Below are 25783 nucleotides of genomic sequence, written 5' to 3'. Positions count from 1 at the left end.
GTGCCTCGGGTCGCGGTGGGGGCCTGACCGGGTTGCTTCTCAACGGCTGTCCTGGTCCTCGGCGGTACCCCCCGTACTGCCCGCGCCAGACCCTGTCGCTTCACCGGTGCTGTTGGAACCACCGCTGGCGCCATCGGCGGCGTCGGAGTCGCTTCCCGTGTCACTGCTGTCGTTATCCTTACTGCTGCCCGGGCTATTGACGCTGCTGCCTTTTTCGCCAGCAGTCTTGCCTTCGTCGTACGTTTTGCCTTCATCGTAAGGCTTAGGCTTGGAAGGGGCGCCAGACGGGGTTGCCGGGGGCTGGGTGTCGTTTCCATACCCGCCGCTGGCGGCGAAGCTGCCTGAGGCAATACCCAAGGTCAGGGCGAGGCACAGCGAAAGCGAACGAATGCGGACCATGTTAAATCTCCCGTGGGAACGATCTGTCATTCATTCGGCTTTCGCTGGACCTTGACGTGCCTTTCGGGCGACGGGCGGTCACCGGAAGTATCGTGGACCCGCCTGCGATGGATATCACCCGATGTCAGCCTTTGGCGCTGCCTGCGAGGGAGCAGGCTGTTGGGGGGGATGCTCCTGGCACGCGTGCATCAAATCTTCTGTCACCCGCAGCTCTGCGCCAGTGGGCGAGAAGGTCGTGGCCGGGGCGAAGGGAGCAGGGTGTTCAGGTGCCGGTCGCTTGCCCCTGCGCCACATGAAGAAGCTGACCATGGCCAGGTTGATGACGGCGAAGGCCCAGAACAGCCCGACTTCGCCGTAGCTGGTCATAACCGGCGAGATAGCCAGCGGGGCCAGCGCCGAACCCAGTGAGTTGATCAGCAGCAGGCCTTGGATCATCGGTACCAGCGCTTCGGCCGGGGCGCGGTCGGCTGCGTGGCTGACTGCAACCGGATACAGTGCGAACACCCCGCCACCCAGCAGGAACAGCATCGCCGGCAGCAACACCGACTGCGAGGGCAGCAACACGATCACTACCGACAGTACCGTGCACAAGGCGCCAAGGGCTATCAGCACGTCCTGGCGGTCCTTGCGGTCCGACCACCGGCCCACCGGGTACTGCAACAGCATCGCACCCAGGATCACCCAGGCCATCATGGTGCCGACCTCGCCCACGTCCAGGCCGATACGTTGCAGGTACAGTGGCAGCAAGGCATAGACGCCAGCGATGGCCGCGCCCGAGCCGAAGCAGCCGACCAGCCCGGTTGGGGCCACGCCCAGCAGTTGGCGAGGCTTCAGCGGTTCGACCTGCTCCAGCAGCGGCGACACCTGCGGCAGAATCACGATAGGCATCACCGACAGCGCCGCGAGCATGCCCGCGACCATGAACGGTGCGGTTGCGCCCCAGCCAGTGATTTCGCCCAGGGCCGCCTGGGCTACCACGCCAGCACCGTAGAAGGCGATCATGTACAGCGCCAGCAAGCGCCCCCGGATCTTCGCGTCGCCCGCCAGCAGCAACCAGCTTTCGATGACCAGGAACACACCGACGGTTGCCCAGCCGTTGATCAGGCGCAGGGCGATCCACCCGTGGGTATCGTAGAACAGTCCCTGCAGCAGGATGGTCGCGGCGATCAGCGAGGCGAAACTGCTGTAAGCGCGGATATGGCCGATGCGCAGGATCAGGCGGTCGTTGAAGATCGCGCCCAGGGTCAGGCCGACGAAGTAGGCCGAGGAGACGATACCGATCATCGAGGGCGACTCACCAGCGGCGTCCAGGCGCAGGGTCGTCAGGGAAGACATGAAGCCGTTGCCCAGGGCAATGATGAACAGCCCGAGCAGGGGTGCCAGCGCCATGGCCAGCAAACGCGGAGACATAGGTACCTCTGGTTGAGTAAGCGAAAAAAAGCGCCTTTTCTGACGCGCACGCTTTCCCGGCCTTGAACGGCCAGGGTTGTTGCACGGGTGTGCCTTCGTGATGCGACCTGGGCAAGACTCAACCGGAACCTTGGCAAGGGCGGTCGGGTGGGGTCGATTGAGCCTATTTCACATGTGCGGCCATGTGCTTAGGCGCGGACTCTGTCATTGCTGCCGGTTGCCACCGTTCAAGGCGACGGGCGAAAAGGAGGCGCGATTCTAAGGCCTTGGAAGGTTTTGCCCAAGAGCCTGCAGCCTGCGGCATAATGCCGCTTTTTGCCCTTTGGGATGTCGCGCGCTGGGGCTGGATCGGTCAACGCTCGTCACGCCTTCACGTGCACAGGGCAGCTCCATGGAGGGCTTGGTAGATGTTCGCTTCGTTGTTCGCCGTACTGGCGCCGGTGTTTATCGTCGCCGGTATCGGTTACGCCTGGGCCCGCAAGGGCTTGAGCTACCCCACTGAGTTCATTGCCAGCCTGGTGATGACCATTGGCACGCCGTCGTTGGTGTTGTCGACGCTGAGCCGCACCGAACTGGACCCGACGGCTTTCGCCAGCATGGCTCTGGGCTGCCTGCTTTGCCTACTCGGCATGGTCGTGGTCGGCTTGCTGGTATGCCGCAGCTTCGACCAGCACTGGCGGGTGCTGCTGCCAGCGTTTCTGTTTCCCAACACGGGCAACATGGGCCTGCCGATCAGTCTGTATGCCTTTGGCGAGCATGGCCTTGCGCTGGCGGTGGCGTTTTTCCTGACGCTGTCGATATTCCAGTTCACCGCCGGCATGGCCATCTCCGGTACCGCGGCGTCACCCAAGGCGCTGTTGCGCAACCCCATCGTCATCAGCCTGGCCGGTGCGATGCCGATCATTTTCCTGGACGTCGAATTGCCCCGCTGGCTGGCCAACACGGTAGACCTGCTGGGCGGCATGACCATTCCGTTGATGTTGTTGACCCTCGGGGTATCGCTGGCCAGCATTCGTCTGCGGCACATTGGCAGCGGCATGCTGCTGGGTGGCCTGCGCATCGTGCTGGGGGCTGCGGTGGGCTGGGCGGTCGGTGCCCTGCTGGGTATGGAAACCCTGGAGCGGGCGGTGCTGATGGTGCAGTCGGCAATGCCGGTGGCGGTGTTCAACTACCTGATGGCGGTACGGGCCAACCGCTCACCAGAGCAGGTAGCGAACCTGGTGATGTGTTCGACGGTGCTGTCCTTTGTCTGGCTACCGGTGGTGTTGGCGTGGTGGTTGTGAACCTGCTCCGGCCTTATCGCCCGCAGACTCCCAAAGGGACCACGCAGATCCTGCAGGAGCCGGCTTGGCGGCGATAGGGCCCGTACAGGCAAACATCACTTGTCGAACAACCGTTCGTGTACCCAACCCTGTTCTGTCAGCACCATCAGGCGCTTTTCCCGCATGGGTACGTCGTGGGTCGCCACCGCCCGATCCAGGTCTTGAATACTGGACCTGACGTTGTCATTCGCTGCCCAGGCCGGCAATCCGGTGATCTTGTAGGTATAGGTCACGTCGGAAACCGTGTGCCCCATCTTCTCGCCAGGTTCGCTGAACTGTTCAATGGCCATGACCTGTGCCTTGCCGAAGCACAGCCCGCCGCGGGTCTTGCCGTTGACCGTCCGTTGTGCATCGGCCTTGTAGTACTTGCGACCTTCTTCGGTGAGGTCGTAGGCGTAGTAGATATCCGTGCGGGCTGGTTGCCACAGACGTTCGGGAACCTGCGTGCGCGAGATTTCCTTCTCGCTGACCACTCCGACCTGGGCCAGGGCGTGCAGGGCCTTGTTGGTGCCGTTGACGTCGAAGTCCTTGGTTTTGGTCGGGAACGAGCTGACCACGAAACAGTGGGGGTATTGAGTGTCGAGATAGGCTTGGGCGGCCTTGTGAAAACTGGCCTCAGTGGCCTCAGGCGTGTCGGAGCAGCCAGCCAGGGTTGCCAGCAGCGCCAGCGGTACGATCTTCCTGTACATGATGAAGCGTCCTTGGATTGCGAAGATAAAACCGGTGGGTCGGAATTAGAACCCACGCGCTAGAGCGGGTGCAATCATGGCAGGACGGCATCTCGACGGAGGTCTCAAAACTGGCGGGGCGAATGATCGCCCCGGACAGCACCAAGCGTGTTCCACTCCTCGGAACCACATTCGATTGTGCTTGCGCACTACACGCGTTTATCTGTCGCCAAGCACGACCTGCCTTACCTGTCGTGATCTCGAAGCGAACAACAAGAACGGGAACCCACCCGCGCGAGGAGATTTCACATGTCCCGACATCAACACATCCTGGCCTGGCTCGACGATGTGGCCAGTGACCTGCATGCCATCCGCCACGACATCCACGCCCATCCCGAACTGGGTTTCGAAGAAGACCGCACCTCGGCACTGGTCGCCCGGTTGCTCAAGGACTGGGGATACCAGGTACACACCGGCATCGGCAAAACCGGAGTGGTTGGTGTACTGCGCAACGGCAGCAGCGCGCGCACGCTTGGGTTGCGCGCGGACATGGACGCGCTGCCGATCGTCGAGGCCACGGGCGCGGCCTACAGCAGCCGACACCAGGGCTGCATGCACGCCTGCGGTCACGACGGGCACACCGCCATGCTGCTGGGGGCCGCGCGCTACTTGGCAGCGACGCGTCAGTTCGATGGCACCCTGACGCTGATCTTCCAGCCTGCCGAGGAGGGCCAGGGAGGGGCCGAGGCAATGCTGGCCGATGGGCTGCTGGAGCGCTTCCCCTGCGATGCGCTGTTCGGCATGCACAACATGCCCGGGCTGCCCGCAGGGCAATTGGGTTTTCGCGAAGGGCCGATGATGGCGTCGCAGGACCTGCTCACGGTCATCATCGAAGGCGTCGGTGGCCATGGTTCGATGCCGCACCTGACGGTCGACCCACTGGTGGCCGCCGCCAGTGTGGTGATGGCGTTGCAGACAGTGGTGGCACGCAACATCGACGCCCAGGAAGCGGCCGTGGTGACCGTCGGCGCCTTGCAGGGGGGGGAAGCGGCCAATGTGATCCCGCAGCAGGCCCTGCTGCGCCTGAGCCTGCGTGCGCTCGATGCCCAGGTGCGCGCACTGATGCTCGAGCGAGTGCGGGCGATCATCATCAGCCAGGCCGAAAGCTACGGTTGCCGCGTCAGTATCGAGCATCGCCCGGCCTACCCGGTGCTGGTCAACCATGCCGCGGAAAACGCCTTCGCCCAGCAGGTAGGGGTGGAGCTGCTCGGCGCCGAGGCGGTCGATGGCAACACCCGCAAGCTGATGGGCAGCGAGGACTTCGCCTGGATGCTGCAGCGCTGCCCGGGCGCGTACCTGTTCATCGGCAATGGCCTGCAGCGGCCGATGGTGCAAAACCCGGCCTACGACTTCAACGACGACATCCTGCTGACTGGCGCAGCCTACTGGGGCGCGCTTGTCGAGCGCTGGCTCGAGCCTGCCTGACCACTTCATTGACGACTGCCGCTGGAACCTGGGCGCGTGCGTCCGGGCTGTTCTGAACCGTTTCTGGCCAACAGATGGATGGAGTGTTCCCATGCAGATTTCCAACACAGGCGCGTCGCGTACCCGGCAGGTGGTCGCGGCTGTCATCGGTAACGCGCTGGAGTGGTATGACTTTATCGTTTACGGCTTTCTGGCGAGCATCATCGCCCGGCAGTTCTTTCCTTCCGACGACGAATACGCCTCGTTGCTGATGGCCCTGGCCACCTTCGGCGTAGGCTTTTTCATGCGCCCTGTCGGTGGCGTGCTGTTGGGGATCTACTCTGACCGCAAGGGGCGCAAGGCGGCGATGCAGTTGATCATCCGCCTGATGACGGTATCCATCGCCATGATCGCCTTTGCCCCCAACTACCTCGCCATCGGCATGGGTGCGCCGCTGCTGATCGTGGTGGCGCGGATGCTCCAGGGCTTCGCTACTGGGGGTGAATACGCCAGCGCCACAGCGTTCCTGGTCGAGAGTGCCCCCGCCCATCGCAAGGGCCTGTACGGCTCGTGGCAGCTGGTAGGGCAATGCATGGCGGTGTTCTCAGGCGCGGCGATGGTGGCGCTGGTCACCCACCTCTGCACCCCCGAGGCGCTGGACAGCTGGGGCTGGCGGATTCCGTTCGTGCTCGGCTTGCTGATCGGGCCGGTGGGGCTGTGGATTCGCAAGCACATGGAGGAGCCGGAGGAGTTTATCGAGGCACGCAAGCAGGCCAAGGGGCAGGCGCCGAGCCTGTGGCGGGTGCTGCGTGAACACCGTCGCAGCCTGTTGGTGTCCATGGGCCTGGCCAGTGGCGCGACGGTGTCGTTCTACGTGGTGCTGGTGAACATGCCGACCTTCGCTCACAAGAATTTGGGCCTGCCGCTGGACCAGGTGCTGCTGGTGCAGATGCTCGCGGTGGGGCTGATGACCGTGGTCATTCCGTTGTCGGGTGCGCTGTCGGACCGTTTGGGCCGCAGGCCGGTGCTGATGGCCTTCACTTTGGCGTTCTTCGTGATGGTGTACCCGCTGTATGTGTGGGTGGCGGCGGCGCCGTCGATCGAACGGCTGTTACTGATGCAACTGCTGCTGTGCTCTGCCATTGGCGGCTTCTTCGGGCCTGCGCCCACTGCACTGGCCGAGCAGTTTCCGGTGGAGGTGCGCTCCACCGGGGTGTCGGTGGCCTATAACGTCGCGGTGATGGTGTTCGGCGGCTTTGCTCCGCTGATCGTGACGTGGCTGAGCAAGGTGCTGGGTACCCCCGTGGCGCCGTCGTTCTACGTACTGTTTGCCTGCCTGCTGACCCTGCTGGGCACCTATTGCCTGAAGGAAGCACCGCGTGGGGGCAGGTCTGCAGCGTTCAACCTTGGAGTGAAACCGTGATGCCGTTAGCTATCGACCCTATCGTCGCCCTCGATGCCGAAGCCCTGTCCCAGGCGATCCATGGGCGTCGGGTATCGTGCCGTGAGGTGATGCAGGCTTACCTCGGCCACATCGAGCGCTTCAACCCGCACGTGAATGCGCTGGTGTCGCTGCGCCCGGCTGAGGCGGTGCTGGCCGAGGCCGATGCCTGCGACCGCGAATTGGCCAGCGGCCGGTCGCGCGGCTGGATGCACGGCATGCCCCAGGCGATCAAGGATTTGGCAGCCACGGCCGGGCTTCGGACCACAATGGGCTCACCGCTGTTTGCCGAGCAGGTGCCGCAGCAGGATGCGGTCAGCGTAGCGCGGGTAAGGGCCAACGGGGCGATCATCCTCGGCAAGAGCAACGTGCCGGAGTTTGGCCTGGGTTCGCAGACCTACAACACGCTGTTTGGCACCACCACCAACGCCTACGATCCAAGCCGGGTGGCCGGCGGCAGCAGTGGCGGGGCAGCGGCGGCGCTGGCCCTGCGCCTGCTGCCGGTGGCCGACGGTAGCGACATGATGGGGTCGTTGCGCAACCCGGCAGCGTTCAACAACGTCTATGGCCTGCGCCCCTCCCAAGGCCGCGTGCCCCACGGCCCGGCACCAGAGGTCTTCATGCAGCAACTGGCGACCGAAGGGCCGATGGGGCGTAGCGTAACGGACGTAGCGCGGTTGTTGTCGGTACAGGCCGGTTACGACCCTCGAGTGCCGTTGTCGTTGAATGCATCGCCTGGTGAATTCGCCCAGGGTCTGCAGCGCGACTTCAAGGGTGTTCGGGTGGGTTGGCTGGGCGATTACAACGGCTACCTGCCCATGGAGGACGGGGTGATGGGGCTGTGCGAAACGGCATTGGCGGATTTTGCCGAGCTGGGTTGTCACGTCGAGGCATGCCAACCGGACTTCGCCTTGGAACGTTTATGGCAATGCTGGCTCACCCATCGCCATTTCCTGGTGCACGGCAACCTCGGCGCTGCCTATGCCGACCCCGGCAAGCGGGCACTGCTCAAACCCGAGGCGCAGTGGGAAGTGGAGGGTGGGCTGCACTTGAGCGGGGCACGGATATACCAGGCTTCGGTCGACCGCAGCGCGTGGTATCACGCCATGGGCCGCTTGTTCGAACGTTACGACTTCTTGCTGTTGCCCGCGGCGCAAGTGTTTCCATTCGAGGCCCGCGAGGCTTGGCCTAAGGTGGTCGGCGGGCGGACGATGGACACCTATCACCGGTGGATGGAGGTGGTGATCGGCCCGACCCTGGCGGGCCTTCCCAGCATCAGCGTGCCGGTCGGCTTCAATCCCCAAGGTTTGCCGATGGGCTTGCAGATCATCGGCCCGGCACAGGCCGACCATGCCGTGCTGCAACTGGCCCACGCCCATGAGCAACTCACCCATTGGGTCGAAGGGTGTCCGCCGCCATCACTGCTGGCACCGTGACAGCCCTTGGCAGGCCCGTATCTTGCTGGGCATTCTGACCATCCACGCACAGACAGGGAGGTCATACCCATGGGCAGCACGGCAGACACCGGTGGCGTACGTTCGGTGGAGCGTGCGCTGGCGATCGTCGAATTGCTTGGCGAGCACCAGGCGCTTGGGCTGGAGGAGCTGCATTACCTGACGACGCTGCCCAAGGCGACGGTGTCGCGGATGCTGTCGACCTTGCAGGAGCAGGGATGGGTGTATCGAGGCCTGAGCGACCGGCGTTACCGGCTGTGTGCCCGGCGCCTGTTCGGCGACCGCCAGCTGCGTTTCAAGCGCCAGTTGGTCGAGCGTGCGGCGCCCTTGTTGCAGGAACTGAGCGAGCGCACCGGGTTGGTGGTCGACCTGTCCAGTTTCGATGGCCAGCGCCTGGAGGTCATGGAAAGCGCGATACCCCAGGTGCTGCGCAAGCGTTACCCGAACAACTGCCAGATCGTCGGGCACTACGCCAGCCTGTTCCATTCGGCGATGGGTCGGGCATGCCTGGGCGAACTTGGGCGTGAAGAGGTCCAGCGCCTGGCGGCCGATGAGCGGCTGGGGGATGAAGCGGTCATGCGTAACCTGGAAGAAGATGCCCATAACGGTTTTGGGCAACGTACCGAAGGATTCTGGGAGTACCCGGTGCGATTGCCGTTCCTGATCCGCGCGATTGCCTTGCCAGTGCATGCCGATGGGCGGCTGGCGGGCAGCATCGCCTTGCACTGGCCGCTGGACCAGGCCCCGGTGGAGCGTGTGCTGAGCCTGCACCTGAACAGCCTGGCGAGCACCGTTGGCGAGGTGCAGCAGGCGCTGGCGGTGTGAACGCAGTCTCCAACAGTCTCCAACGCCTAGCCAGATCGGTGTGGGGGCGGCCTTGTGTCGCGATAGGGCCGCGCAGCGGCCCTTGCCGTCTGTTCACAGCCAAACAGCTGTCCCTCCACAAACGCCCTGGCATCTTGAAACACGCGCGCAAACCCGAGACAGACGCAATTACGTGGCCTTGTTGGCCCGAAAGGTACTCGGGCTCACTCCGCACTGTTTGCGAAAGAACCGACTGAAATAGCCCACATCGGCGAAGCCCAGTTCATGGGCGATCTCCTTCACGCAGGCGTCCGAGTGGCTCAATGCACGTTTGGCCTCCAGCACTAGCCGCGCATTGACTACGTTCATTGGCGTCATGCCCAAGTGCTCCTGGCACAGCCGCCCAAGGGTCGCCAGGGTCATGCCCAGTTCGCCGGCATAGAAGGCCAGTGGCGGGTGCGCACGGTAATGCATGTCCACCAGTTCACGGAACCCGGTCAACTGCTGGCTACGCCTTGAAGGTGGGCGGCGTGCTTCGTCGGGTGCGTGATGGGCGTGTCGCAGCGCCTGGATCAGCAACGCCAACAGCAATGACATGCTACTTGCCACATGTTCGCGGGCGCGGTTGTGGTACTCCTCGCTCAAGGCCCGGCACAGCGGTAGCAGCGGGTCTTCCTCCCCGCGCCATAGCGGCAGGGCGAGCACCTGCGGTTTACGTATCTGTGCCAGCAAGGTGGGCGCCAGCAGCTGGGCAATGCTCTCCAGGGGATGCTGCGCGGCAGTGATGACCTGGCCCTCGACCTGGCCGGCCCAATGGAAACCATGCACCACCTGCGCCGGCACATAGACCACGCACGGCGCGTGCACCTGCACGAGTTCACTGTCGAACAGCACCTCGCCACTGCCGCTTTGCAGGTAGAGCAATTGCAGGAGCCCGTCGTGACGGTGCGCGGCTATTTCCCAGTTGTGCGCGCCGGAACGCTTGGAGATCGACTCCACATGCAGGGACTCATGCCACACCGGCTGTGCGGTCTCGCCGTAGAGGGCGTAATTCGGGATCTTGTTCATGGTTGTTGTAATTGTTCTGGTCGTTACTCGATCACTCTGCCACAGCCGCACGCGAGCTTCAGGGGGCATGGACGAAATTGTCGGGAATGTGGGGTTGCTTGCAGGTTTTGTCCATTCTGCCGGGCGGGGCCTCGGCCCTAGGCTGACGACCAGATCAAGTAACACTCTGGAGAGCGGCATGCATAACAACAAGATTTCCTCCCACTGGTTGGGTCTGGACGGGGCCGTCTGCGTGGTCACCGGCGCGGCCGGAGGCATCGGTGCGGCGCTGGCTGGCGCCCTGGTCGAGCAGCAGGCCCATGTGGTACTGCTCGACCGCGATCGAGACAAGTGCCGGGCGCTGGCCGCCACCTTGGGTGAGCACAGCGTGGGTGAAGTGAGCGCCTTGGCATGCGACATTGCCGACCCGGCCAGCGTCGAGCAGGCCGCGGCCCAGGTGCAAGCCATGCACGGGCGCTGCGATGTGTTGGTCAACAACGCCAGTGTGCTGCGGCCTGGCGCGCTGCAGACCCTGACCCTGGAGCAATGGAACCAGGTGTTGGCGGTGAATCTCAGCGGTTATCTGCTGTGCGCGCAGGCCTTCGGCCAGGCGATGCTTGCCCGCAGGCAGGGGCGCATCGTGCACGTGGCGTCGATTGCCGCCCATTTTCCGCAGCCCAACAGCGGTGCCTACAGTGCGGCCAAGGCCGGGGTCAGCATGCTCTCGCGGCAGATCGCCGTGGAATGGGGACCGTGTGGCGTGCGCAGCAACACCGTATGCCCTGGGTTGATCCGCACGCCGCTGTCGGCGGCGTTCTATGCCGACCCGCAAATCGAACGCCAGCGCAGCGCGATGACCGCCAACCAACGCATCGGCGAGCCGCAGGACATCGTCGAAGCCGTGCTGTTTCTGGCAAGCCCGCGAGCCGACTACATCAATGGTGCCGAACTGACCGTTGACGGCGGGCTGGAGAGCATGCCCATGGCGCTCATCCCGCGCCCAGGCTTCGAGGGGGTACGTCCATGAACACGCTCACATGTGATGTGCTGGTCATCGGTGCAGGTGCTGGCGGCCTGGCCACGGCCATCACTGCCAAGCAGCATGGGCTGGACGTACTGGTGATCGAGAAAGACGACTGCTTTGGTGGCACCACGGCCTTTTCCGGCGGGGTGCTGTGGATACCGGGCAACCCATTGACCGGCAAGCGCGATAGTCATGACGCGGCGCTGAGCTACCTGCGAAACGAAGCCGGAGCCTGCTTCGAGCGGGCCGAAGTCGAAGCTTTCCTGCGTTACGGACCGCAAATGGTGGAGTTTTTCGAACGCGAGACCGCGGTCAAGTTCGTCCCGACGTTGTACCCCGACTACCACCCGCTGGTCGAAGGCGGAGTCGATGTGGGCCGCTCGATACTTGCCGCACCCTATGACATCCGCGAGCTGGGTGCCGACATGGCACGACTGCGCCCGCCACTCAAGACCATTACCTTCATCGGCATGATGTTCAATTCGTCGAACGCCGACCTCAAGCATTTCTTCAACGTTACCCGTTCGCTGACCTCGTTCTTCTATGTGGCCAAACGGCTGTTGACCCACCTCAAGGAGCTGGCGCTGTACCGCCGTGGCACCCAGGTGACCAGTGGCAACGCCCTGGCGGCGCGTTTGGTGAAGTCAGCGCTTGACTTGGGTATTCCGATCCTCACGGGCACCCCGGCCAGGCAGTTGCTGCGCGAAGGCGGGCGGGTCAGCGGGGCCTTGGCCCGTCAGGGGGCGGGCGAGTTGCGCATCGAGGCCCGGCGTGGCGTGGTGCTTGCGTGTGGCGGTTTTTCCCACGACCTGCAACGCATCGGCCAGGCATATCCCCACGTGCGCCGGGGCGGCGAGCACTTTTCGCCTGTGCCAGCGGGCAATACCGGCGATGGCGCGCGCATGGCCGAGGCGCTGGGCGCCCGGGTGGATATGCGCTTGCAAGCAGCGGCTGCCTGGATGCCGATATCGAAAGTCCCGATGGGCGCCGGACGCCATGTTGCTTTCCCGCACTTGCTTGACCGTTACAAGCCGGGGGTGATTGGTGTCTTGCGTTCTGGCCAGCGCTTCACCAACGAGTCCAATTCCTACCACGATGTGGGCGCGGCCTTGATCGAGGCATGCGCCGACCAGGCCGAAACCGCCATGTGGCTGGTCTGTGACCGCCGTACGCTGGCCAAGTACGGACTCGGTTACGCCAAACCCGCCCCCATGCCGCTGGGCCCCTTGTTGCGCAATGGCTACTTGCTCAAGGGCAACAGCCTTGCCGAGCTGGCGTGCAAGGCTGGTATCGATGCACGGGGGTTGGAGCGCACGGTTCGCGAGTACAACCTTGGCGCCGTACACGGTGAGGACCGCCAGTTCGGCCGGGGCAGCACCAGTTTCAACCGCTACTTGGCCGATCCGCAGCAGCAGCCCAATCCTTGTGTCGCACCCGTCGGCGACGGGCCCTACTTTGCGGTGAAAGTGGTGATGGGCGACCTCGGCACCTTCGATGGCCTGCGCACCAGTGTGGTCGGCGAAGTACTCGGTGCCGACCAGCGCGCCATAGCCGGGCTGTATGCGGTGGGTAACGACCGAGCCAGCATCATGGGCGGCAACTACCCCGGCGCTGGCATCACCCTGGGGCCGATCATGACCTTTGGTTACATCACCGGCCGCCACCTGGCGGGTATCGACCAAGGACTGGCCGCGGCTGGCCCGGCACAGGAGGTGGCGTGATGGACAAGGCGATTGTCGACCACCGCATCTACACCATCCGGCCTCGGTGCATGCCTGCTTTCCTGGCGGCATTCGACCAGTTGGCGATGCCGATTCTGCTGCGTCACCTGGGCCCGCCGCTGGCGTTCTATGTGAGCAGCATCGGCACATTGAACCAGGTCGTCCACCTGTGGGGCTACGACAGCCTCGATGACCTCGAACGCCGCAGCGCGGCCCGCGACGCCGATCCGGACTTCGCCGCGTATCTGCATGCCACCCGCGACCTCGTGATGGCCCAGGAGACGCGAATCATCAAGCCCGTGCAATTCAAGGCCCTGGCAAGTCGCCTGTAGGAACCGGCCCGGCGCCGCCGAAAAAAACCTATGGCCCAACGCCCTCGATAACAACAAAAAGAGGTAAGGCAATGCGAACTCCCGACCCTATCGATATTCGCCAGTTGATCGACCAGCAACCCATCGGCCGCTACCAGAAATGGGTGGTCTTCCTCGGCTTCCTGATCATCGCTCTGGACGGACTGGACGTCGCCATAATCGGCTTCATCGCCCCGCAACTGAAAAGCGAATGGCAGCTGGGCCCTCAAGCCCTCGGCCCGGTGCTCAGCGCAGCACTGATCGGCCTGGCCCTTGGCGCTCTGGTGGCCGGCCCGCTGGCCGACCGTTACGGGCGCAAGGCTGTGCTCTTGGGCAGTGTCCTGCTCTTTGGCCTGTGGACCCTTGCCTCGGCCTTTTCCCCCAACTTGGAAACCCTGGTAGCCCTGCGTTTCCTGACTGGCCTGGGCCTAGGCGCGGCGATGCCCAATGCCAGCACATTGGTCAGCGAGTACGCACCGGCGCGCAGTCGCTCGTTGCTGATTACCCTGGCATTCTGCGGCTTCTCTCTCGGTGCGGCCATGGGCGGCTTCGTCAGTGCCTGGATGATTCCCAATCTAGGCTGGCGCAGCGTACTGGCGCTGGGCTGCGTGTTACCGCTGCTGGTGCTGCCTTTGCTGTGGCTGCGTCTTCCGGAATCCGTGACCTTCCTGGTCAGCAAAGGGGGCGACCCACAACGAATCCGCGCCATTGTCAGGCGCCTGGCACCTGGACACTGCGGCCCCGACAGCAGCTTCGTACTGCCCGCATGCGCATCCGTCAAGGGTGGGGCCATAGGCACCATCCTGTCCTCTCGCTACCGCTTCGGTACGATGATGCTGTGGGTGGGTTACGTGCTGGCTCTGTTTCTGGTCTACCTGTTCAGCGGTTGGTTGCCGACGCTGGTGAAGGAGGGAGGGGGTTTTTCGGTGTCCGAAGCGGCCATCGTCACCGCTTGCTTCCAGATCGGCGGCCCGCTGGGCGCCATCACGGTGGGCTGGGCGATGGATCGCTGGCATCCGCAGCGAGTGCTGATGCTGACGTTCCTGTTCAGCGGCGCGGTGATCTTCGCCATCGGCCAGGTGGCCGGGCATTTCGCCTGGCTGTGCGCCATTGCCTGGGCCGTGGGCTTTGGCCTGAACGGCGCCAGTGTAGGCATGAATGCGTTGGCCGCGGGCTTTTACCCGACCGAGGCGCGGGCCACTGGGGCCAGCTGGATGAGTGGTATCGGCCGGTTGGGGGCGATTCTCAGCGCCTTCGCCGGTGCGCAGATGTTGGCCATGGGTTGGAGCTTCAGCCAGGTCTTCGCCGCCTTGCTGATACCGGCTGGGTTGGCAGCCTTGGCAGTGTCGCTGCAGGGCTGGCACGCCAGATTGCGAGGTTCGCAGCGGCTACAGGCGATTTAAGGTTGCCGGAGGGAAGACATGCGCTCAGGCGTCGTCGCTGATCCAGGTCAGTGGCCGCGCCGGGTCGTCACTGAGCATGCGTTCGAATGCGGGGGACTCGATCATCGCGCGGGTTCGCTGGCCCAGCGTCAGCAGTTGCTCGATGAAACCAGGTTCGACGACGCCGCTGTGCTCCAGTGAAACGCCGCTGCGACCGTGTTGGATGGCCAGATGGTAGTGGCTGATTCCCCCACCTTCACCGCTGCCACACAGCACCACCGTGTAGTGCGGCCCGACCATCTCGGCCAGTCGCCGTTGCACCAGGTCGAGCACGGCGATTGGCGCTTCGCTGTGCAGCGCTGTGGCCAGCGCGCAGACGTTGAATGGAGTCATGGGTTGACCTGCTTGGCGTGAAGGGTTTCCAGCATAGGCAAGGTCACTGTCAACTTGGGTTAAGCGGGGGTAAAACCGAGTAATCATCAGAATGTCTGCCCCAAGGAGAATTGGAACATTTCGGTTTGCGCCCCCTCTGGCTTCTTGATCGGTGCGGCCAGGCTGAAGCTCAGCGGGCCCAGGGGGCTATACCAAGTGAAGCCCAGCCCCACCGACAGCGCCATCTGATCGAGACTCACGCCCCCGCAGCCCTGGGTGGTTGACAGATAACAGGTGTCGGCAAACACGTTGCCTGCATCGACGAACACCGAGCTGCGCAACTGCCGCTGGTCCTTGACGAAGGGCAGGGGAAAGAGCACTTCGGCGCCTCCGGTAATGAGGATGTTGCCGCCCAGGGCATCGGTGTCGCGGTCGGAGTAGTACGCCTGACCGGCGCTGGCGTAGTTGCCGGTCGCGGGCGTGTTGCGCGGGCCGAGGGTGCCGCTCTTGAATCCGCGTACCGAATTCAGGCCTCCGGCGGTGTAATTTTCATAGAAGGGCAGGCTGTCGGTCGAGCCGTAGCCGTTGCCGTAGCCCAGGTTGGTGTGCAGGCGAAGCGATGTGCTCTGGGTCATGGGCAGGTAAGTCTGACCGTCGTATTCGAGTTTGTAGAACGACAGGTCGCTGCCGGGGGTGGTGGCCATGAACGTCAGACCCTGGGAGTGACCGCGAGTCGCCAGCACGCCTTTGTTCAGGGTCGACTCGGACCAGCCGACCGATGCCTTGAGGTTATTGAAACTGTCGCCTTCGCGCTGGATGAAGTCGTAGATCTCGTCGGCGCTGTAGGTGCCTGGGTTGATATCGTCGTGTTGCAGGGTCAGGCCGAAGGTCAGGCGTGATGTCTCATTGATCGGGTAGCCGAAACTGACGCCAGCACCATAGCTGTTGATGGCGTAGTACGACACGCCATCGTCGTAGTAATCGCTGTAGTCGGTGGTGCTGTAGAAGACGTTGTAACCCAGGCTGACACCGTCCTTGGTGAAATAGGGGTCGGTGAAGGCGAAGTTGTACTTGGTCTGGTATTCCGAACGGGTCAGGCCGATGGACACCTTGTTACCGGTACCCAGGAAGTTGGTCTGGCTGATCGAGCCTCCCAGGATCAGGCCGGCGCTCTGGGCGAAACCAACGCTGGCGGTGATCGAGCCGGAGGCCTGTTCCTCGACGCTGTAGTTGACGTCGACCTGGTCATCGGTGCCCGGCACCGGTGGGGTCTCGACGTTGACTTCCTTGAAGAAGCCCAGACGTTCCAGGCGGGTCTTGGACTGGTCGATCAGGTAGGTCGACGCCCAGCCACCTTCCATTTGGCGCATCTCGCGACGCAGCACTTCGTCTTCGGTCTTGGTGTTGCCGCGGTAGTTGATGCGGTTGACGTAGGCACGCTTGCCCGGGTCGACCACGAACATGATGTCCACGGTGTGGTCTTCGTCGTGCGGCTGAGGCACGCCGTTGACGTTGGCGAAAGTGTAGCCCTCGTTACCCAGGCGGCGGGTGATCAGGTCGGAGGTGGTGGTCATGACCTTGCGCGAGAACACCTGGCCCGGCTGCACCAGCAGCAGCGACTTGACCTGGTCTTCCGGCACCTTCAGGTCACCCGACAGCTTCACGTCACGGACGGTGTACTTCTCGCCCTCGTTGACGTTGACCGTGATGTAGACGTGCTTCTTGTCCGGGGTGATGGACACCTGGGTGGAGGCGATGTCCATGTTGATGTAGCCGCGGTCCAGGTAGTAGGAACGCAGGCGTTCCAAGTCACCGGAGAGCTTCTCGCGGGCATACTTGTCGTCGTTCTTGAAGAACGACAGCCAGTGGGTGGTCTTGAGCTCGAACAGCTGCGCCAGCGCTTCATCGTCGAACACGGTGTTGCCGACGATGTTGATGTGCTGGATGGCCGCCACGGTGCCTTCGTTGATCTTGATCTTCAACGCCACACGGTTGCGCGGCTGCGGCACCACCTCGGCGTCGACCTCGGCCGAGTAGCGGCCCTGGGCCACGTACTGGCGCTGCAGTTCGTTACGCACGCCTTCGAGGGTGGCTCGCTGGAAGATCTCGCCTTCGGCCAGGCCCGACTGCTTCAGGCCCTTCATCAGGTCTTCGGTGCTGATCGCCTTGTTGCCTTCGATCTCGATGCTCGACACCGAGGGGCGCTCGACCACGTTGATGATCAGGACATTGCCGTCGCGGTTCAGCTGGATGTCCTGGAAGAAACCGGTCTTGAACAGCGAGCGGGTGGATTCCACCAGGCGTCGGTCATCGGCCTGATCGCCCACGTTCAGGGGCAAGGCGCCAAAGACGCTGCCGGCGGACACCCGCTGCAGGCCGTTGACGCGGATGTCAGCGATCTTGAAGGCTTGCGCTTGGGCCAGGGAGGCGTGGAGCAGCAGGATCGACAACATCAGGCGCGGGTAATTCATGGGTGGGTTCCACACAGGCGTATTCAAAGGGCGGGGCCAGCCAGGCCAGCGGGCGATGAGCATACGGGTGGGGTGTGTTCGGCGCGGTTAACCAAGGGTAAAGATGTGTAAAGTTTGCTGGCCTGGCGGTGACAGTAAGCGCCCGTGCAGGGATCATGGCGCCCAGTAGAACCTGCCGAAGCGTAACCTTGATGATCCCCGTGCTGTTGGTCGATGACGACCGTGAATTGACCGATATGCTTGCTCAGTACCTGGCCCGCGAGGGGTTTTGCGCCACCTGCAGTGCCACCGGCGCGGAGGGTGAGGCACTGGCCCTGAGCGGGCGTTTTCATATGGTGGTGCTCGATGTGATGCTGCCGGACTTCTCGGGCATCGAGGTACTGCGCCGCATCCGTGCACGCAGCCAGGTTCCGGTGTTGTTGCTCACCGCTCGTGGTGACAACATCGACCGCATTGCCGGGCTGGAACTGGGCGCCGATGACTACGTGCCCAAGCCCAGCTCGCCGGGCGAGTTGGTGGCGCGGCTGCGGGCGATCCTGCGCCGGGTGCAGCCACAGTTGATTGGCGATAACGCTATTCCCGATGCCATCAGCAGCGGCGCCTTGACCCTCTGGCCGAGTCGTCGGCAGGCGCTGTGGGAGGGGCGTAACCTTGAGCTGACCGGCACCGAGTTCAGCCTTCTGGAGGTGCTGACGCGCCAGGCTGGTCAGTTGGTCAGCAAGCAGAACCTGTCGCTGGATGCCCTGGGCCGCCCGTTGACCCGGTATGACCGGCGTATCGACGTACACGTCAGCAGTATCCGCCACAAACTGGGCCCGCGGCCTGACGGCAGCAGCTGGATTCGTAGCGTGCGGGGCATGGGCTACATGCTGATCGCCGAATGAAGCGTCGGCGTCTGTTCTGGAAGCTGTTTCTGGCGTTCTGGCTGGCCAACTGCCTGACTTTCCTGGTAGGTGCAGGCGCCTTCATGCTCGACGAGCTGCGCGGCGACAACCCAGCGCTGAGAACATTGCTTGGCACCGAACTGCACTTGCTGCAGCGATTTGGCGAGCAGGCTGGGCGCCAACTGCTGGAGGTTTCGCCACAGCCGCCTGACGTACAGATTGGCCTGTACGATGCCCAGGGCCGATTGCTGGCTGGCAAGCCGGTGCAGGTGGTGCGGTTCGAGCAGTCGGTGCTTGACCGTGATGGTCGCTTGCTGCTGTTGCGCGCTTCGGTGCCCAGTGTCTCCGGCCAAGGGCCACCGCCACGCGGGCTGGGCCCTTTGGTCACCGGGACCCTGATGAGTGCCCTGTTCGCCCTGCTGTGCAGCTTGTACCTGACCCGGCCGTTGGCTTGGCTGCGCGAAGCGATGGGGCAGGTCGCCCAAGGCCGCTTCGAAGTGCGGGTTCGGCCGCGCCTCGGGCGACGCCGCGACGAGATCGTCGATCTGGCCGAAGACTGCGACCGCATGGCCGGCCAACTGAAGACGCTGGTGGAAGCGCAACAGCACCTGCTGCACGATATTTCCCATGAACTTCGCTCACCGCTCACGCGCCTGAATGCGGCCATCGGCCTGATGCGCCAACAACCGGACCGGCGCGAGATGATTGCACGCATCGAACGCGAGTCACGGCGAATGGACGACCTGATCGAGCAGCTGTTGACCCTGGCGCGTGCCCAGTCCCCCCACGACAGCGGCATTTACGAGGCGCTGGACGCAGTGGAGCTGCTGGCGCAGATCGTAGAGGACGCGCGTTTCGAGGCGGGTATCAAGCAGTGCCAGGTGCTGCTGGTGGCACCGCAACCATTTATCACGGTCGGACATGAAGAGCTGTTGTACCGGGCCTTCGAAAACGTTATCCGCAATGCGGTGCGGTACACGGCACCAGGCACCGAGGTGCGGGTAGAGGCAAGCCTGTTGGCCGACGGTGAACGGCTACAGGTCAGCATCAGTGATCATGGGCCAGGGGTTGCCCCAACACGACTGGAGAGCATCTTCCAGCCGTTCGACCGGGGGGCTGACAACGGCGGTGACGGCTTTGGTCTGGGCTTGGCCATTGCGCGACGGGCCATCGAACTGCACCACGGCAGTATCAGTGCCCAGGCAGCCGATGACAGGGGGTTGATGGTGCGCATCGAGCTGCCCCAGTTGCAGGGGCTGCGAGCGCGTTCGCGTGGCGACGAGCACAACCTTTGGTGAGGATCATCCCGTGCCCCGGAGCCATGCTCGGAACGGTGCTCTGCGATTCCTAGGTGGACGTCAGGGGTGCCTAAGCGTTGGCCTGGGCACCCTGGTTTTCAGGCCTCGGTCGGTTCGCGGCGATAGGCGTAGGTTTCGGCAAAGCGCGAAAGCATGTAGTCGCTACAGGAAATCGGCGGGTACTTGGCAGGGTTGTGCTCACTTTGGCAGCCGGGCAGGCAACTGATCTCGGTGTCCGGGTGCGGCTCTGCGAAAAACGGCATGGCGTAACGATCCACGCCCACGGGGCTGATCACCCGGTGGGGCGTTGATTTGTAACGGTCATTGCTCCAGCGCGCCATCATGTCGCCGATGTTGACCACATAGGTGCCTTCGATCGGCGGTGCGTCGACCCACTGGCCACGCACATCCTGCACCTGCAGGCCGCCAATGTCGTCCTGATACAGCAGGGTCACGCAGCCGTAGTCGGTATGCGCGCCGGCACCTTGTTGTTCGGCACGGGTAGCGGCCTGGCGCGGAGGGTAGTGGATCATGCGGAACACGCTGATCGGGTCGGCGAAGCGTCGGTCGAAGAAATCGTCCTCGATGCCCAAGGCCAGGGCCATGGCACGCAACAGGGTCAGCGACAGCGCATGCATATCCTGGTAGTGGCATTGCACCAGGGCTTCCCAGCCCGGGATGTCCGGGTGGCGATTGGGCCCACGCAGCGGTTTGCCCGCTAGCACGTCGGGGTGGTCGGCGGGCAGGTGCAAGCCCATGTCGAAGGTTTCCTTGAGGTCGCTGGGCTTGGTGGGGTCCAGCTGCTCGGTGGCGATGGCGCCGTAACCACGGTGGTGGGTGGACCGGGTGATGTCGATTTGCAGTTTTTGCTCATCGGGACGGGCGAAGAAGTCGACTGCAGCGGCCTTTAGCTCGGCGATGCGCGAAGGTGCAATGGGGTGGCCCTTGATGTAGTAAAAGCCCCACGCTCGGCAGGCGTGGTCGATCTGCCGGGCAACGTCCATCCAGGCGTTGCGGTCATTGCTGTACAGCGGGGCGATGTCGATGATGGGCAGCGTGTTCATGGTGGCTCCGGGGGTTAGGTGCTGCGAGTCTTCTCGTACCCAGGGCAGCGGAAAGGGCGCCGCTTGGGCGCCCTGGTGCGCGGTTCTTTCACGATGGAAAGGGACGGCGCGTGTTGCGTCGGTCACTGCGGCAGGTTGGCGGTGATGCCCTTGACGTAGTAGTTCATGCCCGCCAACTCGGCATTGCTGGCCACTGCGCCAGCGGGAATCCGTACCTCGCCTTTCTGGTCCATGATCGGGCCGGTGAAGGGGTGGAAGGCGCCGCTCTTGATACCGGCGATGATCTGCTCGGCTTCTGCTCTCACATCGGCAGGCACCAGGTCGCTGATCGGCAACTCGATGGTGCCTTCGGCCAGGCCGCCCCAGTAGTCCTCGGGCTTCCAGTCGCCATCCATCACTGCCTGGGTGCTGCGGATATAGTGCGGGCCCCAGTTGTTGACGATGGAGGTCAGCACCGCCTTCGGCCCGAAGTGGGCCATGTCCGAGGCGTAGCCAATCGAGTAAACGCCACGGCGTTCGGCGGTCTGGATCGGTGCTGGGCTGTCGGTGTGCTGGAACACCACGTCAACGCCTTGGTCGATCAGGGCGTTCGCGGCATCGGCTTCTTTGCCTGGGTCGAACCACGAGTTGACCCAGACCACCTTGATCTCGGTACCGGGGTTGTACTTGTCCAGGGCCAACTGGATCGCGTTGATGTCGCGAATGACTTCAGGAATCGGGAACGAGGCGATATAGCCGATCTTCCTGGTCTTGGTCATCTTGGCGGCGAGGAAACCGGCGACGTAGCGACCCTGGTACGACGTCGAGAGGTAAGTGCCGACGTTCTTGTCCTGCTTGTAGCCGGTGGCGTGCTCGAACGTGACCTTGGGGAATTGCTTGGCGACCTTGATGGTGGGGTTCATGTAGCCGAACGAGGTGGTGAACACCAGGTTGTAGCCGCCCTTGGCCATGTTGCGGATCACCCGCTCCGCGTCGGCGCCCTCGGCTACGTTCTCGACATAGCTGGTCTGCACCTTGTCGCCGAGCTGCTTGATCAGTGCCTGGCGGCCTTGTTCGTGCTGGTAGGTCCAGCCGTGGTCGCCAATGGGGCCGATGTAGACGAAACCGACCTTGAGCGGGTCGGCAGCCTGGGCGCCGAGAGTAGCGGCCAGGCCAAGGGCGGCAGCGACACCGCGTACCAGGCTTTTCAGGGAAGGGATGGACATAGGGTTGGGGCTCCGTGTCTGTCGTATTGTTCTATTGGGCCGAAGTTGGCATTCGGCGTGTTGCAAAAAATTGACCAAGAGGACAACAAGCCGAGAACTTTCCGCGTCCCCGCGCGAATCGCAGGGGCGCGTCGGGCAGAAAGCTGTCGGCAAGGTCAAAAAAGGTGCATGACGAGTCTGCGCCGCCTGAAACGGGTGCGCTCAGTGCCCCGCACGCCAGGGCTGGCCGAGCGACACTGGCGCGTACAGTCGGGTACGTCGTGCATCACGCGACAGCAGCACCAGCACCACGATGGTCGCCACATAAGGCAGCATCGCCAGCAGGTTCGAAGGCACACTGATGCCGACGCCTTGGGCCACCAGATGAAGGATGCTGGCCAGGCCGAACAGGTACGCCCCAAGCAGCACTCGCCAGACCCGCCAGCTGGCGAATACCACCAGGGCCAGGGCGATCCAGCCGCGGCCGGCACTCATGTTCTCTGCCCACATGGGCGTGTAGGCCAGCGACAGGTAGGCACCGGCCATGCCGGCCATGGCACCGCCGAACAGCACCGCCAGGGTGCGCACCCGCAACACCGGCAAGCCCATGGCACTGGCGGCGTTCGGGTTCTCGCCGACAGCTTGCAGAATCAGGCCCAGCCGGGTGTTGAGCAGCACCCAGGCGATAACCCCGAACAGCGTGAACGACAGGTACACCAGCACATCCTGATTGAACACCATGTGACCAATCAGGGGGATAGCGCTGAGCACAGGGATGGCCACCGGCTCGAAGCCCGTCAGCGGCTTGCCGACCCAAGCCGAACCGACGAACGCGGAAAGGCCAATGCCGAAGATGGTCAATGCAAGGCCGGTGGCTACCTGGTTGGCCTGGCAGCCCAGGGCCACCAGCGCGAACAGCGCGGCCAGCAGCATACCGGCCAGGCAGGCCAGCAGTACGCCCAGCCACAGGCTGCCGGTGGAAAAGGCGACGATGAAGCCGATCACCGCGCCGAACAGCATCATGCCCTCCTGTCCGAGGTTGAGTACGCCGGTTTTCTCGCACACCAGCTCGCCAAGGGCTACCAGCAGCAGCGGGGTGCCGCAGCGCACCATGGCATAAAGGATGTTACTGACAAGGTCGAGATCCATGGTCACTCCGATCAGGCGGTGGCTTGCGCGGTGTTGTTCGAGGCTACCGGCCGCAGCCAGCGGCCCAGGCGCACGCGGTAGAGAATCAGCAGGTCGCAGGCCAGCAGGAAGAACAGCATCATTCCCTGGAACAGCTCGGTCAGCGATTGCGGCAGGTTCAGGGCCATCTGGGCGTTTTCGCCGCCAAGGTAGAGAAGGGCCATGAGCAGGCCCGCGATCACGATGCCCAGCGGGTTGAGGCGGCCAAGGAAGGCCACGGTGATTGCCGCGTAGCCATAGCCTGGCGAAACTTGCGGTACCAGTTGGCCGATGGGGCCGGTCACCTCGCAGACCCCGGCCAGGCCTGCGAGCGCGCCGCTGATCAGCAGGGCCAGCCAGACCAGGCGCTTTTCGCGAAAGCCCATCAGCCCGGCGGCCCGGCTGTCCAGCCCCAGAACCCGTACCTGAAAGCCCATGAAACTGCGTGATAGCAGCACCCACACCGCGACGGCGGCCAGCAGTACCAGGTAGACCCCGGCGTGCAGGCGCACATCCTCGAACAGCGTCGGCAGCCGACTGGCCTCGCCGAACATGGCCGACTGCGGGAAGCTGTAGCCGTCGGGGTCCTTCAGTGGGCCGTGCACGAAGTACAACAGCAGGTTCAAGGCTATGTAGTTCAGCATGATGGTGGTGAGGATCTCGTTGGCGTTGAAGTGCGTACGCAGCCATGCAGCCATTGCGGCCCAGGCTGCCCCAGCCAGCACGCCGGTCGTGATCACCAGCGCCAATGCCCACGGCGAGGTCCAGTCGATGATGTTCACTGCCAGTGCACTGCCGGCCAGGGCGCCGATCAGTAGCTGGCCTTCGGCGCCGATGTTCCAGATGCGCGCCTGATAGGCCACCGACAGGCCCAGGGCGCACAACAGTATGGGGATGGCCTTGATCAGCAGCTCGCTCAAGCCATACAGGTCCTGCACCGGTTCGATGAGCAAGGTGTGGAAGGCCGCCAGTGGGTCGTGGCCGAGAGCGGCGAACAACAGGGCGCCGCTGAGCAGTGTCAGCAGGCCGGCCAGCAGCGGTGAGAGCAGCAGGTGGCGACGCGATTGCTGCAGACGAGGTTCGAGGGTCAATAGCATGGGTTTCTCTTCAAGCTGCAGCTGGGTTATCGAATTGTCCGGCCATCCAGCGGCCGACTTCGGTCAGGGTGGTCTGCGCGGTAGCCTTGAGCGGCGACAGGCGGCCACCGCACAAGGCACCGAGACGGTCGCTGATCTGGAACAGCTCGTCGAGGTCTTCGGAGATCACCAGAATCGACGCACCGGCATCGCGCAGGGCGATCAGCTCGCGGTGAATGGTGGCCGCCGCGCCGACGTCCACGCCCCAGGTAGGGTGTGCCGCGACCAGTAGCTTGGGTTGCTGCAGCACTTCACGGCCGAGGATGAACTTCTGCAGGTTGCCGCCGGACAGGCTGCGTGCAGGGGTATGGATGTCCGGGGTCTTGACCCCGAAGCGCTGGACGATGCGCTGGGCCAAGGCCTGCACGCGGTTGCGGCGGACCATGCCGTGCTCTACCAGCTCTTGGTGGAAGGAGGACAGCAAGGCGTTGTCGGCAAGGCTCATGTCAGGCACCGCGCCGTGGCCCAGGCGCTCGGCTGGGACAATGGCCATGCCCAGGCGGCGACGTTCGTCCGGATGCAGGTGAGCCATTGGCTGTTGGTCGAGGGTGAGGCGTTCGCGTTCGCTGCGCGGCAGACGGGCTTCGCCGGACAACAGCGCCAGCAGTTCATCCTGCCCGTTGCCGGCGACCCCCGCGATGCCGACGATTTCACCGCTACGCACTTCCAGCCGCACTTGGCTTAGTGAGGTGCCGAACGGATCGGCGTTGCGCCAACTGAGGTCGTCCACGCGCAAACGGACAGGTCCGCCATCCACTTTTGGGTAGCTGGCTTCCAGGCCTTCGGCATCGCCGACCATCAACCGCGCCAGTTGCAAGTCGCTGCACTGGCGTGGCACACAGGCCCCGGCAACTCGCCCACCGCGCAAGACCGTCGCGGTGTCGCAGAGTGCGCGGACTTCGTTCAGTTTGTGGCTGATGAACAGAATGCTGCACCCTTCGGCCGCCAGGGCGCGCAGGGTGATGAACAGCTCATCGACCTCCTGGGGCGTGAGCACCGAGGTGGGCTCGTCGAGAATCAACAGGCGAATGTCCTGCATCAGGCAACGCACGATTTCCACCCGCTGACGCTCGCCAATCGACAGGCTATGCACCAGACGCTCCGGCGCCAGACCCATGCCGTAGCGCTGTGACACCTCGCGAATGCGCGGCTCCAACTGCTTCGGCGTACCGGCTTCACGACCGAGGGCCAGGGCGATGTTCTCGGCCACGCTCAGGGTTTCGAACAACGAGAAATGCTGGAACACCATGCCAATGCCCAGTGCGCGGGCTTGCGCCGGATCGCGCACCCGTACGGGCTGGCCTTGCCACAGGACTTCGCCGCTGTCTGGCGCGGTGACGCCGTAGATGATCTTCATCAAGGTGCTTTTGCCCGCGCCGTTTTCACCCAGCAAGGCATGGATTTCGCCTGGCTTGATGGTGAGGTCGACACGGTCGTTGGCCAGCGTGCCGGGGTAGCGCTTGGTGATAGCGCGCAACTCGAGACGCAAAGGTGCAGTGGCGGTGGGCATGGGCAACTCGCTGTTGGTGTGCGGTGGCAGGTCTGCTGGGTAAAGCAAAAACATGGCCAACTGGTCAGGTTGTGGCGCAAGGGCGGATGTAGAGGGGGATCGGGCGCTGGCGGGGAGGGTGCGAATGGCGTACTTGCAATCGGTTGGTGCGCGTGACTGCTCCGCAATGGTGCGCATGGCGTGGTGTTTGAGCGTGCCTCAGATTGAACGC

At 63.7% G+C, this 25783-nt stretch carries 22 protein-coding genes; 11 read left to right on the top strand and 11 right to left on the bottom strand.

What is annotated here, in order from left to right; genetic code table 11:
* Window positions 1-39 precede the first annotated feature (39 nt).
* Complete coding sequence (locus C4Q26_RS26945) at window positions 40-399, bottom strand: hypothetical protein (protein WP_023380424.1); 360 nt, start codon at window positions 397-399, stop codon at window positions 40-42.
* Window positions 400-513: 114 nt separating this feature from the next.
* Window positions 514-1809, bottom strand: coding sequence for an MFS transporter (locus C4Q26_RS26940; protein WP_104883984.1), 1296 nt, complete (start codon window positions 1807-1809; stop codon window positions 514-516).
* Between the two features lie 407 nt (window positions 1810-2216).
* Here C4Q26_RS26940 and C4Q26_RS26935 point away from each other — a divergent pair, with 407 nt between their 5' ends.
* Window positions 2217-3092: an AEC family transporter gene (locus tag C4Q26_RS26935; RefSeq protein WP_104883983.1), complete on the top strand. Its 876-nt coding sequence runs from the start codon at window positions 2217-2219 to the stop codon at window positions 3090-3092.
* Between the two features lie 95 nt (window positions 3093-3187).
* Here the strand turns inward: C4Q26_RS26935 and C4Q26_RS26930 are convergent, their stop codons facing one another.
* Window positions 3188-3820 (bottom strand): hypothetical protein, encoded by a 633-nt coding sequence (locus tag C4Q26_RS26930; protein ID WP_104883982.1) that lies wholly within the window; start codon window positions 3818-3820, stop codon window positions 3188-3190.
* A 288-nt stretch (window positions 3821-4108) separates the two neighbouring features.
* Between C4Q26_RS26930 and C4Q26_RS26925 the strand changes: the two genes are divergently transcribed.
* The 4 genes from C4Q26_RS26925 to C4Q26_RS26910 all read left to right on the top strand — a co-directional run bounded on the left by C4Q26_RS26925 (window position 4109) and on the right by C4Q26_RS26910 (window position 8983).
* Window positions 4109-5284 carry a M20 aminoacylase family protein gene (locus tag C4Q26_RS26925; protein WP_104883981.1) on the top strand — a complete coding sequence of 392 codons (1176 nt, stop codon included), beginning with the start codon at window positions 4109-4111 and terminating at the stop codon, window positions 5282-5284.
* 91 nt (window positions 5285-5375) lie between these two features.
* Window positions 5376-6686 (top strand): citrate-proton symporter, encoded by a 1311-nt coding sequence (locus C4Q26_RS26920; protein WP_104883980.1) that lies wholly within the window; start codon window positions 5376-5378, stop codon window positions 6684-6686.
* Entirely contained in the window at window positions 6683-8140 is a 1458-nt protein-coding gene (locus C4Q26_RS26915) for an amidase (protein WP_104883979.1), read from the top strand. The genes C4Q26_RS26920 and C4Q26_RS26915 overlap by 4 nt, the downstream gene beginning before the upstream one ends.
* Before the next feature lie 69 nt (window positions 8141-8209).
* Window positions 8210-8983 carry an IclR family transcriptional regulator gene (locus C4Q26_RS26910; protein WP_104883978.1) on the top strand — a complete coding sequence of 258 codons (774 nt, stop codon included), beginning with the start codon at window positions 8210-8212 and terminating at the stop codon, window positions 8981-8983.
* Between the two features lie 168 nt (window positions 8984-9151).
* Here C4Q26_RS26910 and C4Q26_RS26905 read toward each other — a convergent pair whose 3' ends face one another.
* A complete protein-coding gene (locus C4Q26_RS26905; protein ID WP_027907780.1) occupies window positions 9152-10030 on the bottom strand; it encodes a helix-turn-helix domain-containing protein in 879 nt (292 codons plus the stop codon).
* A 178-nt stretch (window positions 10031-10208) separates the two neighbouring features.
* Between C4Q26_RS26905 and C4Q26_RS26900 the strand changes: the two genes are divergently transcribed.
* The 4 genes from C4Q26_RS26900 to C4Q26_RS26885 all read left to right on the top strand — a co-directional run bounded on the left by C4Q26_RS26900 (window position 10209) and on the right by C4Q26_RS26885 (window position 14507).
* Entirely contained in the window at window positions 10209-11036 is an 828-nt protein-coding gene (locus C4Q26_RS26900; RefSeq protein ID WP_104881817.1) for an SDR family NAD(P)-dependent oxidoreductase, read from the top strand.
* Window positions 11033-12754: an FAD-dependent oxidoreductase gene (locus C4Q26_RS26895; protein ID WP_104883977.1), complete on the top strand. Its 1722-nt coding sequence runs from the start codon at window positions 11033-11035 to the stop codon at window positions 12752-12754. Before C4Q26_RS26900 ends, C4Q26_RS26895 begins: the two co-directional genes overlap by 4 nt.
* Window positions 12754-13086, top strand: coding sequence for an NIPSNAP family protein (locus C4Q26_RS26890; protein WP_023380435.1), 333 nt, complete (start codon window positions 12754-12756; stop codon window positions 13084-13086). Before C4Q26_RS26895 ends, C4Q26_RS26890 begins: the two co-directional genes overlap by 1 nt.
* 71 nt (window positions 13087-13157) lie before the next feature.
* Window positions 13158-14507, top strand: a complete 1350-nt coding sequence (locus tag C4Q26_RS26885) for an aromatic acid/H+ symport family MFS transporter (protein ID WP_104883976.1) — start codon at window positions 13158-13160, stop codon at window positions 14505-14507.
* Between the two features lie 24 nt (window positions 14508-14531).
* On the opposite strand, the gene C4Q26_RS26880 is transcribed toward C4Q26_RS26885, so the two are convergent.
* The gene (locus tag C4Q26_RS26880; RefSeq protein ID WP_023380437.1) at window positions 14532-14879 is read right to left on the bottom strand and encodes a hypothetical protein; all 348 of its coding nucleotides are present in this window, start codon (window positions 14877-14879) and stop codon (window positions 14532-14534) included.
* An 86-nt stretch (window positions 14880-14965) separates the two neighbouring features.
* The gene (bamA, locus tag C4Q26_RS26875) at window positions 14966-17329 is read right to left on the bottom strand and encodes an outer membrane protein assembly factor BamA (RefSeq protein ID WP_104883975.1); all 2364 of its coding nucleotides are present in this window, start codon (window positions 17327-17329) and stop codon (window positions 14966-14968) included.
* Window positions 17330-17520: 191 nt separating this feature from the next.
* Between bamA and C4Q26_RS26870 the strand changes: the two genes are divergently transcribed.
* Both C4Q26_RS26870 and C4Q26_RS26865 read left to right on the top strand, forming a co-directional pair.
* A complete protein-coding gene (locus C4Q26_RS26870) occupies window positions 17521-18213 on the top strand; it encodes a response regulator transcription factor (protein WP_023380439.1) in 693 nt (230 codons plus the stop codon).
* Window positions 18210-19511 carry a sensor histidine kinase KdpD gene (locus C4Q26_RS26865; RefSeq protein WP_104883974.1) on the top strand — a complete coding sequence of 434 codons (1302 nt, stop codon included), beginning with the start codon at window positions 18210-18212 and terminating at the stop codon, window positions 19509-19511. The genes C4Q26_RS26870 and C4Q26_RS26865 overlap by 4 nt, the downstream gene beginning before the upstream one ends.
* Window positions 19512-19609: 98 nt before the next feature.
* Here C4Q26_RS26865 and C4Q26_RS26860 read toward each other — a convergent pair whose 3' ends face one another.
* From C4Q26_RS26860 to C4Q26_RS26840, 5 genes are all read right to left on the bottom strand, one after another.
* Window positions 19610-20575, bottom strand: a complete 966-nt coding sequence (locus C4Q26_RS26860; RefSeq protein WP_023380441.1) for a 2-oxoglutarate and iron-dependent oxygenase domain-containing protein — start codon at window positions 20573-20575, stop codon at window positions 19610-19612.
* A 122-nt stretch (window positions 20576-20697) separates the two neighbouring features.
* On the bottom strand, window positions 20698-21780 hold the full coding sequence (locus C4Q26_RS26855; protein WP_104883973.1) for a BMP family ABC transporter substrate-binding protein: 1083 nt from the start codon (window positions 21778-21780) through the stop codon (window positions 20698-20700).
* A gap of 201 nt (window positions 21781-21981) precedes the next feature.
* Window positions 21982-22908 (bottom strand): ABC transporter permease, encoded by a 927-nt coding sequence (locus C4Q26_RS26850; protein WP_023380443.1) that lies wholly within the window; start codon window positions 22906-22908, stop codon window positions 21982-21984.
* 11 nt (window positions 22909-22919) lie between these two features.
* On the bottom strand, window positions 22920-24023 hold the full coding sequence (locus C4Q26_RS26845) for an ABC transporter permease (RefSeq protein WP_104883972.1): 1104 nt from the start codon (window positions 24021-24023) through the stop codon (window positions 22920-22922).
* A 10-nt stretch (window positions 24024-24033) separates the two neighbouring features.
* Complete coding sequence (locus tag C4Q26_RS26840; protein ID WP_104882364.1) at window positions 24034-25572, bottom strand: ABC transporter ATP-binding protein; 1539 nt, start codon at window positions 25570-25572, stop codon at window positions 24034-24036.
* Window positions 25573-25783 lie beyond the last annotated feature (211 nt).

This window comes from Pseudomonas sp. SWI44 (assembly GCF_002947915.1).
GTDB lineage: Bacteria > Pseudomonadota > Gammaproteobacteria > Pseudomonadales > Pseudomonadaceae > Aquipseudomonas > Aquipseudomonas taiwanensis.
This window is presented reverse-complemented; position numbering and strand designations above follow the sequence as displayed.

Excerpts from the sequence above, each read along its gene's own strand:
- C4Q26_RS26945 (WP_023380424.1), bottom strand. The coding sequence starts at position 399 with ATGGTCCGCATTCGTTCGCTTTCGCTGTGCCTCGCCCTGACCTTGGGT.
- C4Q26_RS26940 (WP_104883984.1), bottom strand. The coding sequence starts at position 1,809 with ATGTCTCCGCGTTTGCTGGCCATGGCGCTGGCACCCCTGCTCGGGCTG.
- C4Q26_RS26935 (WP_104883983.1), top strand. The coding sequence starts at position 2,217 with ATGTTCGCTTCGTTGTTCGCCGTACTGGCGCCGGTGTTTATCGTCGCC.
- C4Q26_RS26930 (WP_104883982.1), bottom strand. The coding sequence starts at position 3,820 with ATGTACAGGAAGATCGTACCGCTGGCGCTGCTGGCAACCCTGGCTGGC.
- C4Q26_RS26925 (WP_104883981.1), top strand. The coding sequence starts at position 4,109 with ATGTCCCGACATCAACACATCCTGGCCTGGCTCGACGATGTGGCCAGT.
- C4Q26_RS26920 (WP_104883980.1), top strand. The coding sequence starts at position 5,376 with ATGCAGATTTCCAACACAGGCGCGTCGCGTACCCGGCAGGTGGTCGCG.
- C4Q26_RS26910 (WP_104883978.1), top strand. The coding sequence starts at position 8,210 with ATGGGCAGCACGGCAGACACCGGTGGCGTACGTTCGGTGGAGCGTGCG.
- C4Q26_RS26905 (WP_027907780.1), bottom strand. The coding sequence starts at position 10,030 with ATGAACAAGATCCCGAATTACGCCCTCTACGGCGAGACCGCACAGCCG.
- C4Q26_RS26900 (WP_104881817.1), top strand. The coding sequence starts at position 10,209 with ATGCATAACAACAAGATTTCCTCCCACTGGTTGGGTCTGGACGGGGCC.
- C4Q26_RS26895 (WP_104883977.1), top strand. The coding sequence starts at position 11,033 with ATGAACACGCTCACATGTGATGTGCTGGTCATCGGTGCAGGTGCTGGC.
- C4Q26_RS26890 (WP_023380435.1), top strand. The coding sequence starts at position 12,754 with ATGGACAAGGCGATTGTCGACCACCGCATCTACACCATCCGGCCTCGG.
- C4Q26_RS26885 (WP_104883976.1), top strand. The coding sequence starts at position 13,158 with ATGCGAACTCCCGACCCTATCGATATTCGCCAGTTGATCGACCAGCAA.
- C4Q26_RS26880 (WP_023380437.1), bottom strand. The coding sequence starts at position 14,879 with ATGACTCCATTCAACGTCTGCGCGCTGGCCACAGCGCTGCACAGCGAA.
- bamA (WP_104883975.1), bottom strand. The coding sequence starts at position 17,329 with ATGAATTACCCGCGCCTGATGTTGTCGATCCTGCTGCTCCACGCCTCC.
- C4Q26_RS26870 (WP_023380439.1), top strand. The coding sequence starts at position 17,521 with ATGATCCCCGTGCTGTTGGTCGATGACGACCGTGAATTGACCGATATG.
- C4Q26_RS26865 (WP_104883974.1), top strand. The coding sequence starts at position 18,210 with ATGAAGCGTCGGCGTCTGTTCTGGAAGCTGTTTCTGGCGTTCTGGCTG.
- C4Q26_RS26860 (WP_023380441.1), bottom strand. The coding sequence starts at position 20,575 with ATGAACACGCTGCCCATCATCGACATCGCCCCGCTGTACAGCAATGAC.
- C4Q26_RS26855 (WP_104883973.1), bottom strand. The coding sequence starts at position 21,780 with ATGTCCATCCCTTCCCTGAAAAGCCTGGTACGCGGTGTCGCTGCCGCC.
- C4Q26_RS26850 (WP_023380443.1), bottom strand. The coding sequence starts at position 22,908 with ATGGATCTCGACCTTGTCAGTAACATCCTTTATGCCATGGTGCGCTGC.
- C4Q26_RS26845 (WP_104883972.1), bottom strand. The coding sequence starts at position 24,023 with ATGCTATTGACCCTCGAACCTCGTCTGCAGCAATCGCGTCGCCACCTG.
- C4Q26_RS26840 (WP_104882364.1), bottom strand. The coding sequence starts at position 25,572 with ATGCCCACCGCCACTGCACCTTTGCGTCTCGAGTTGCGCGCTATCACC.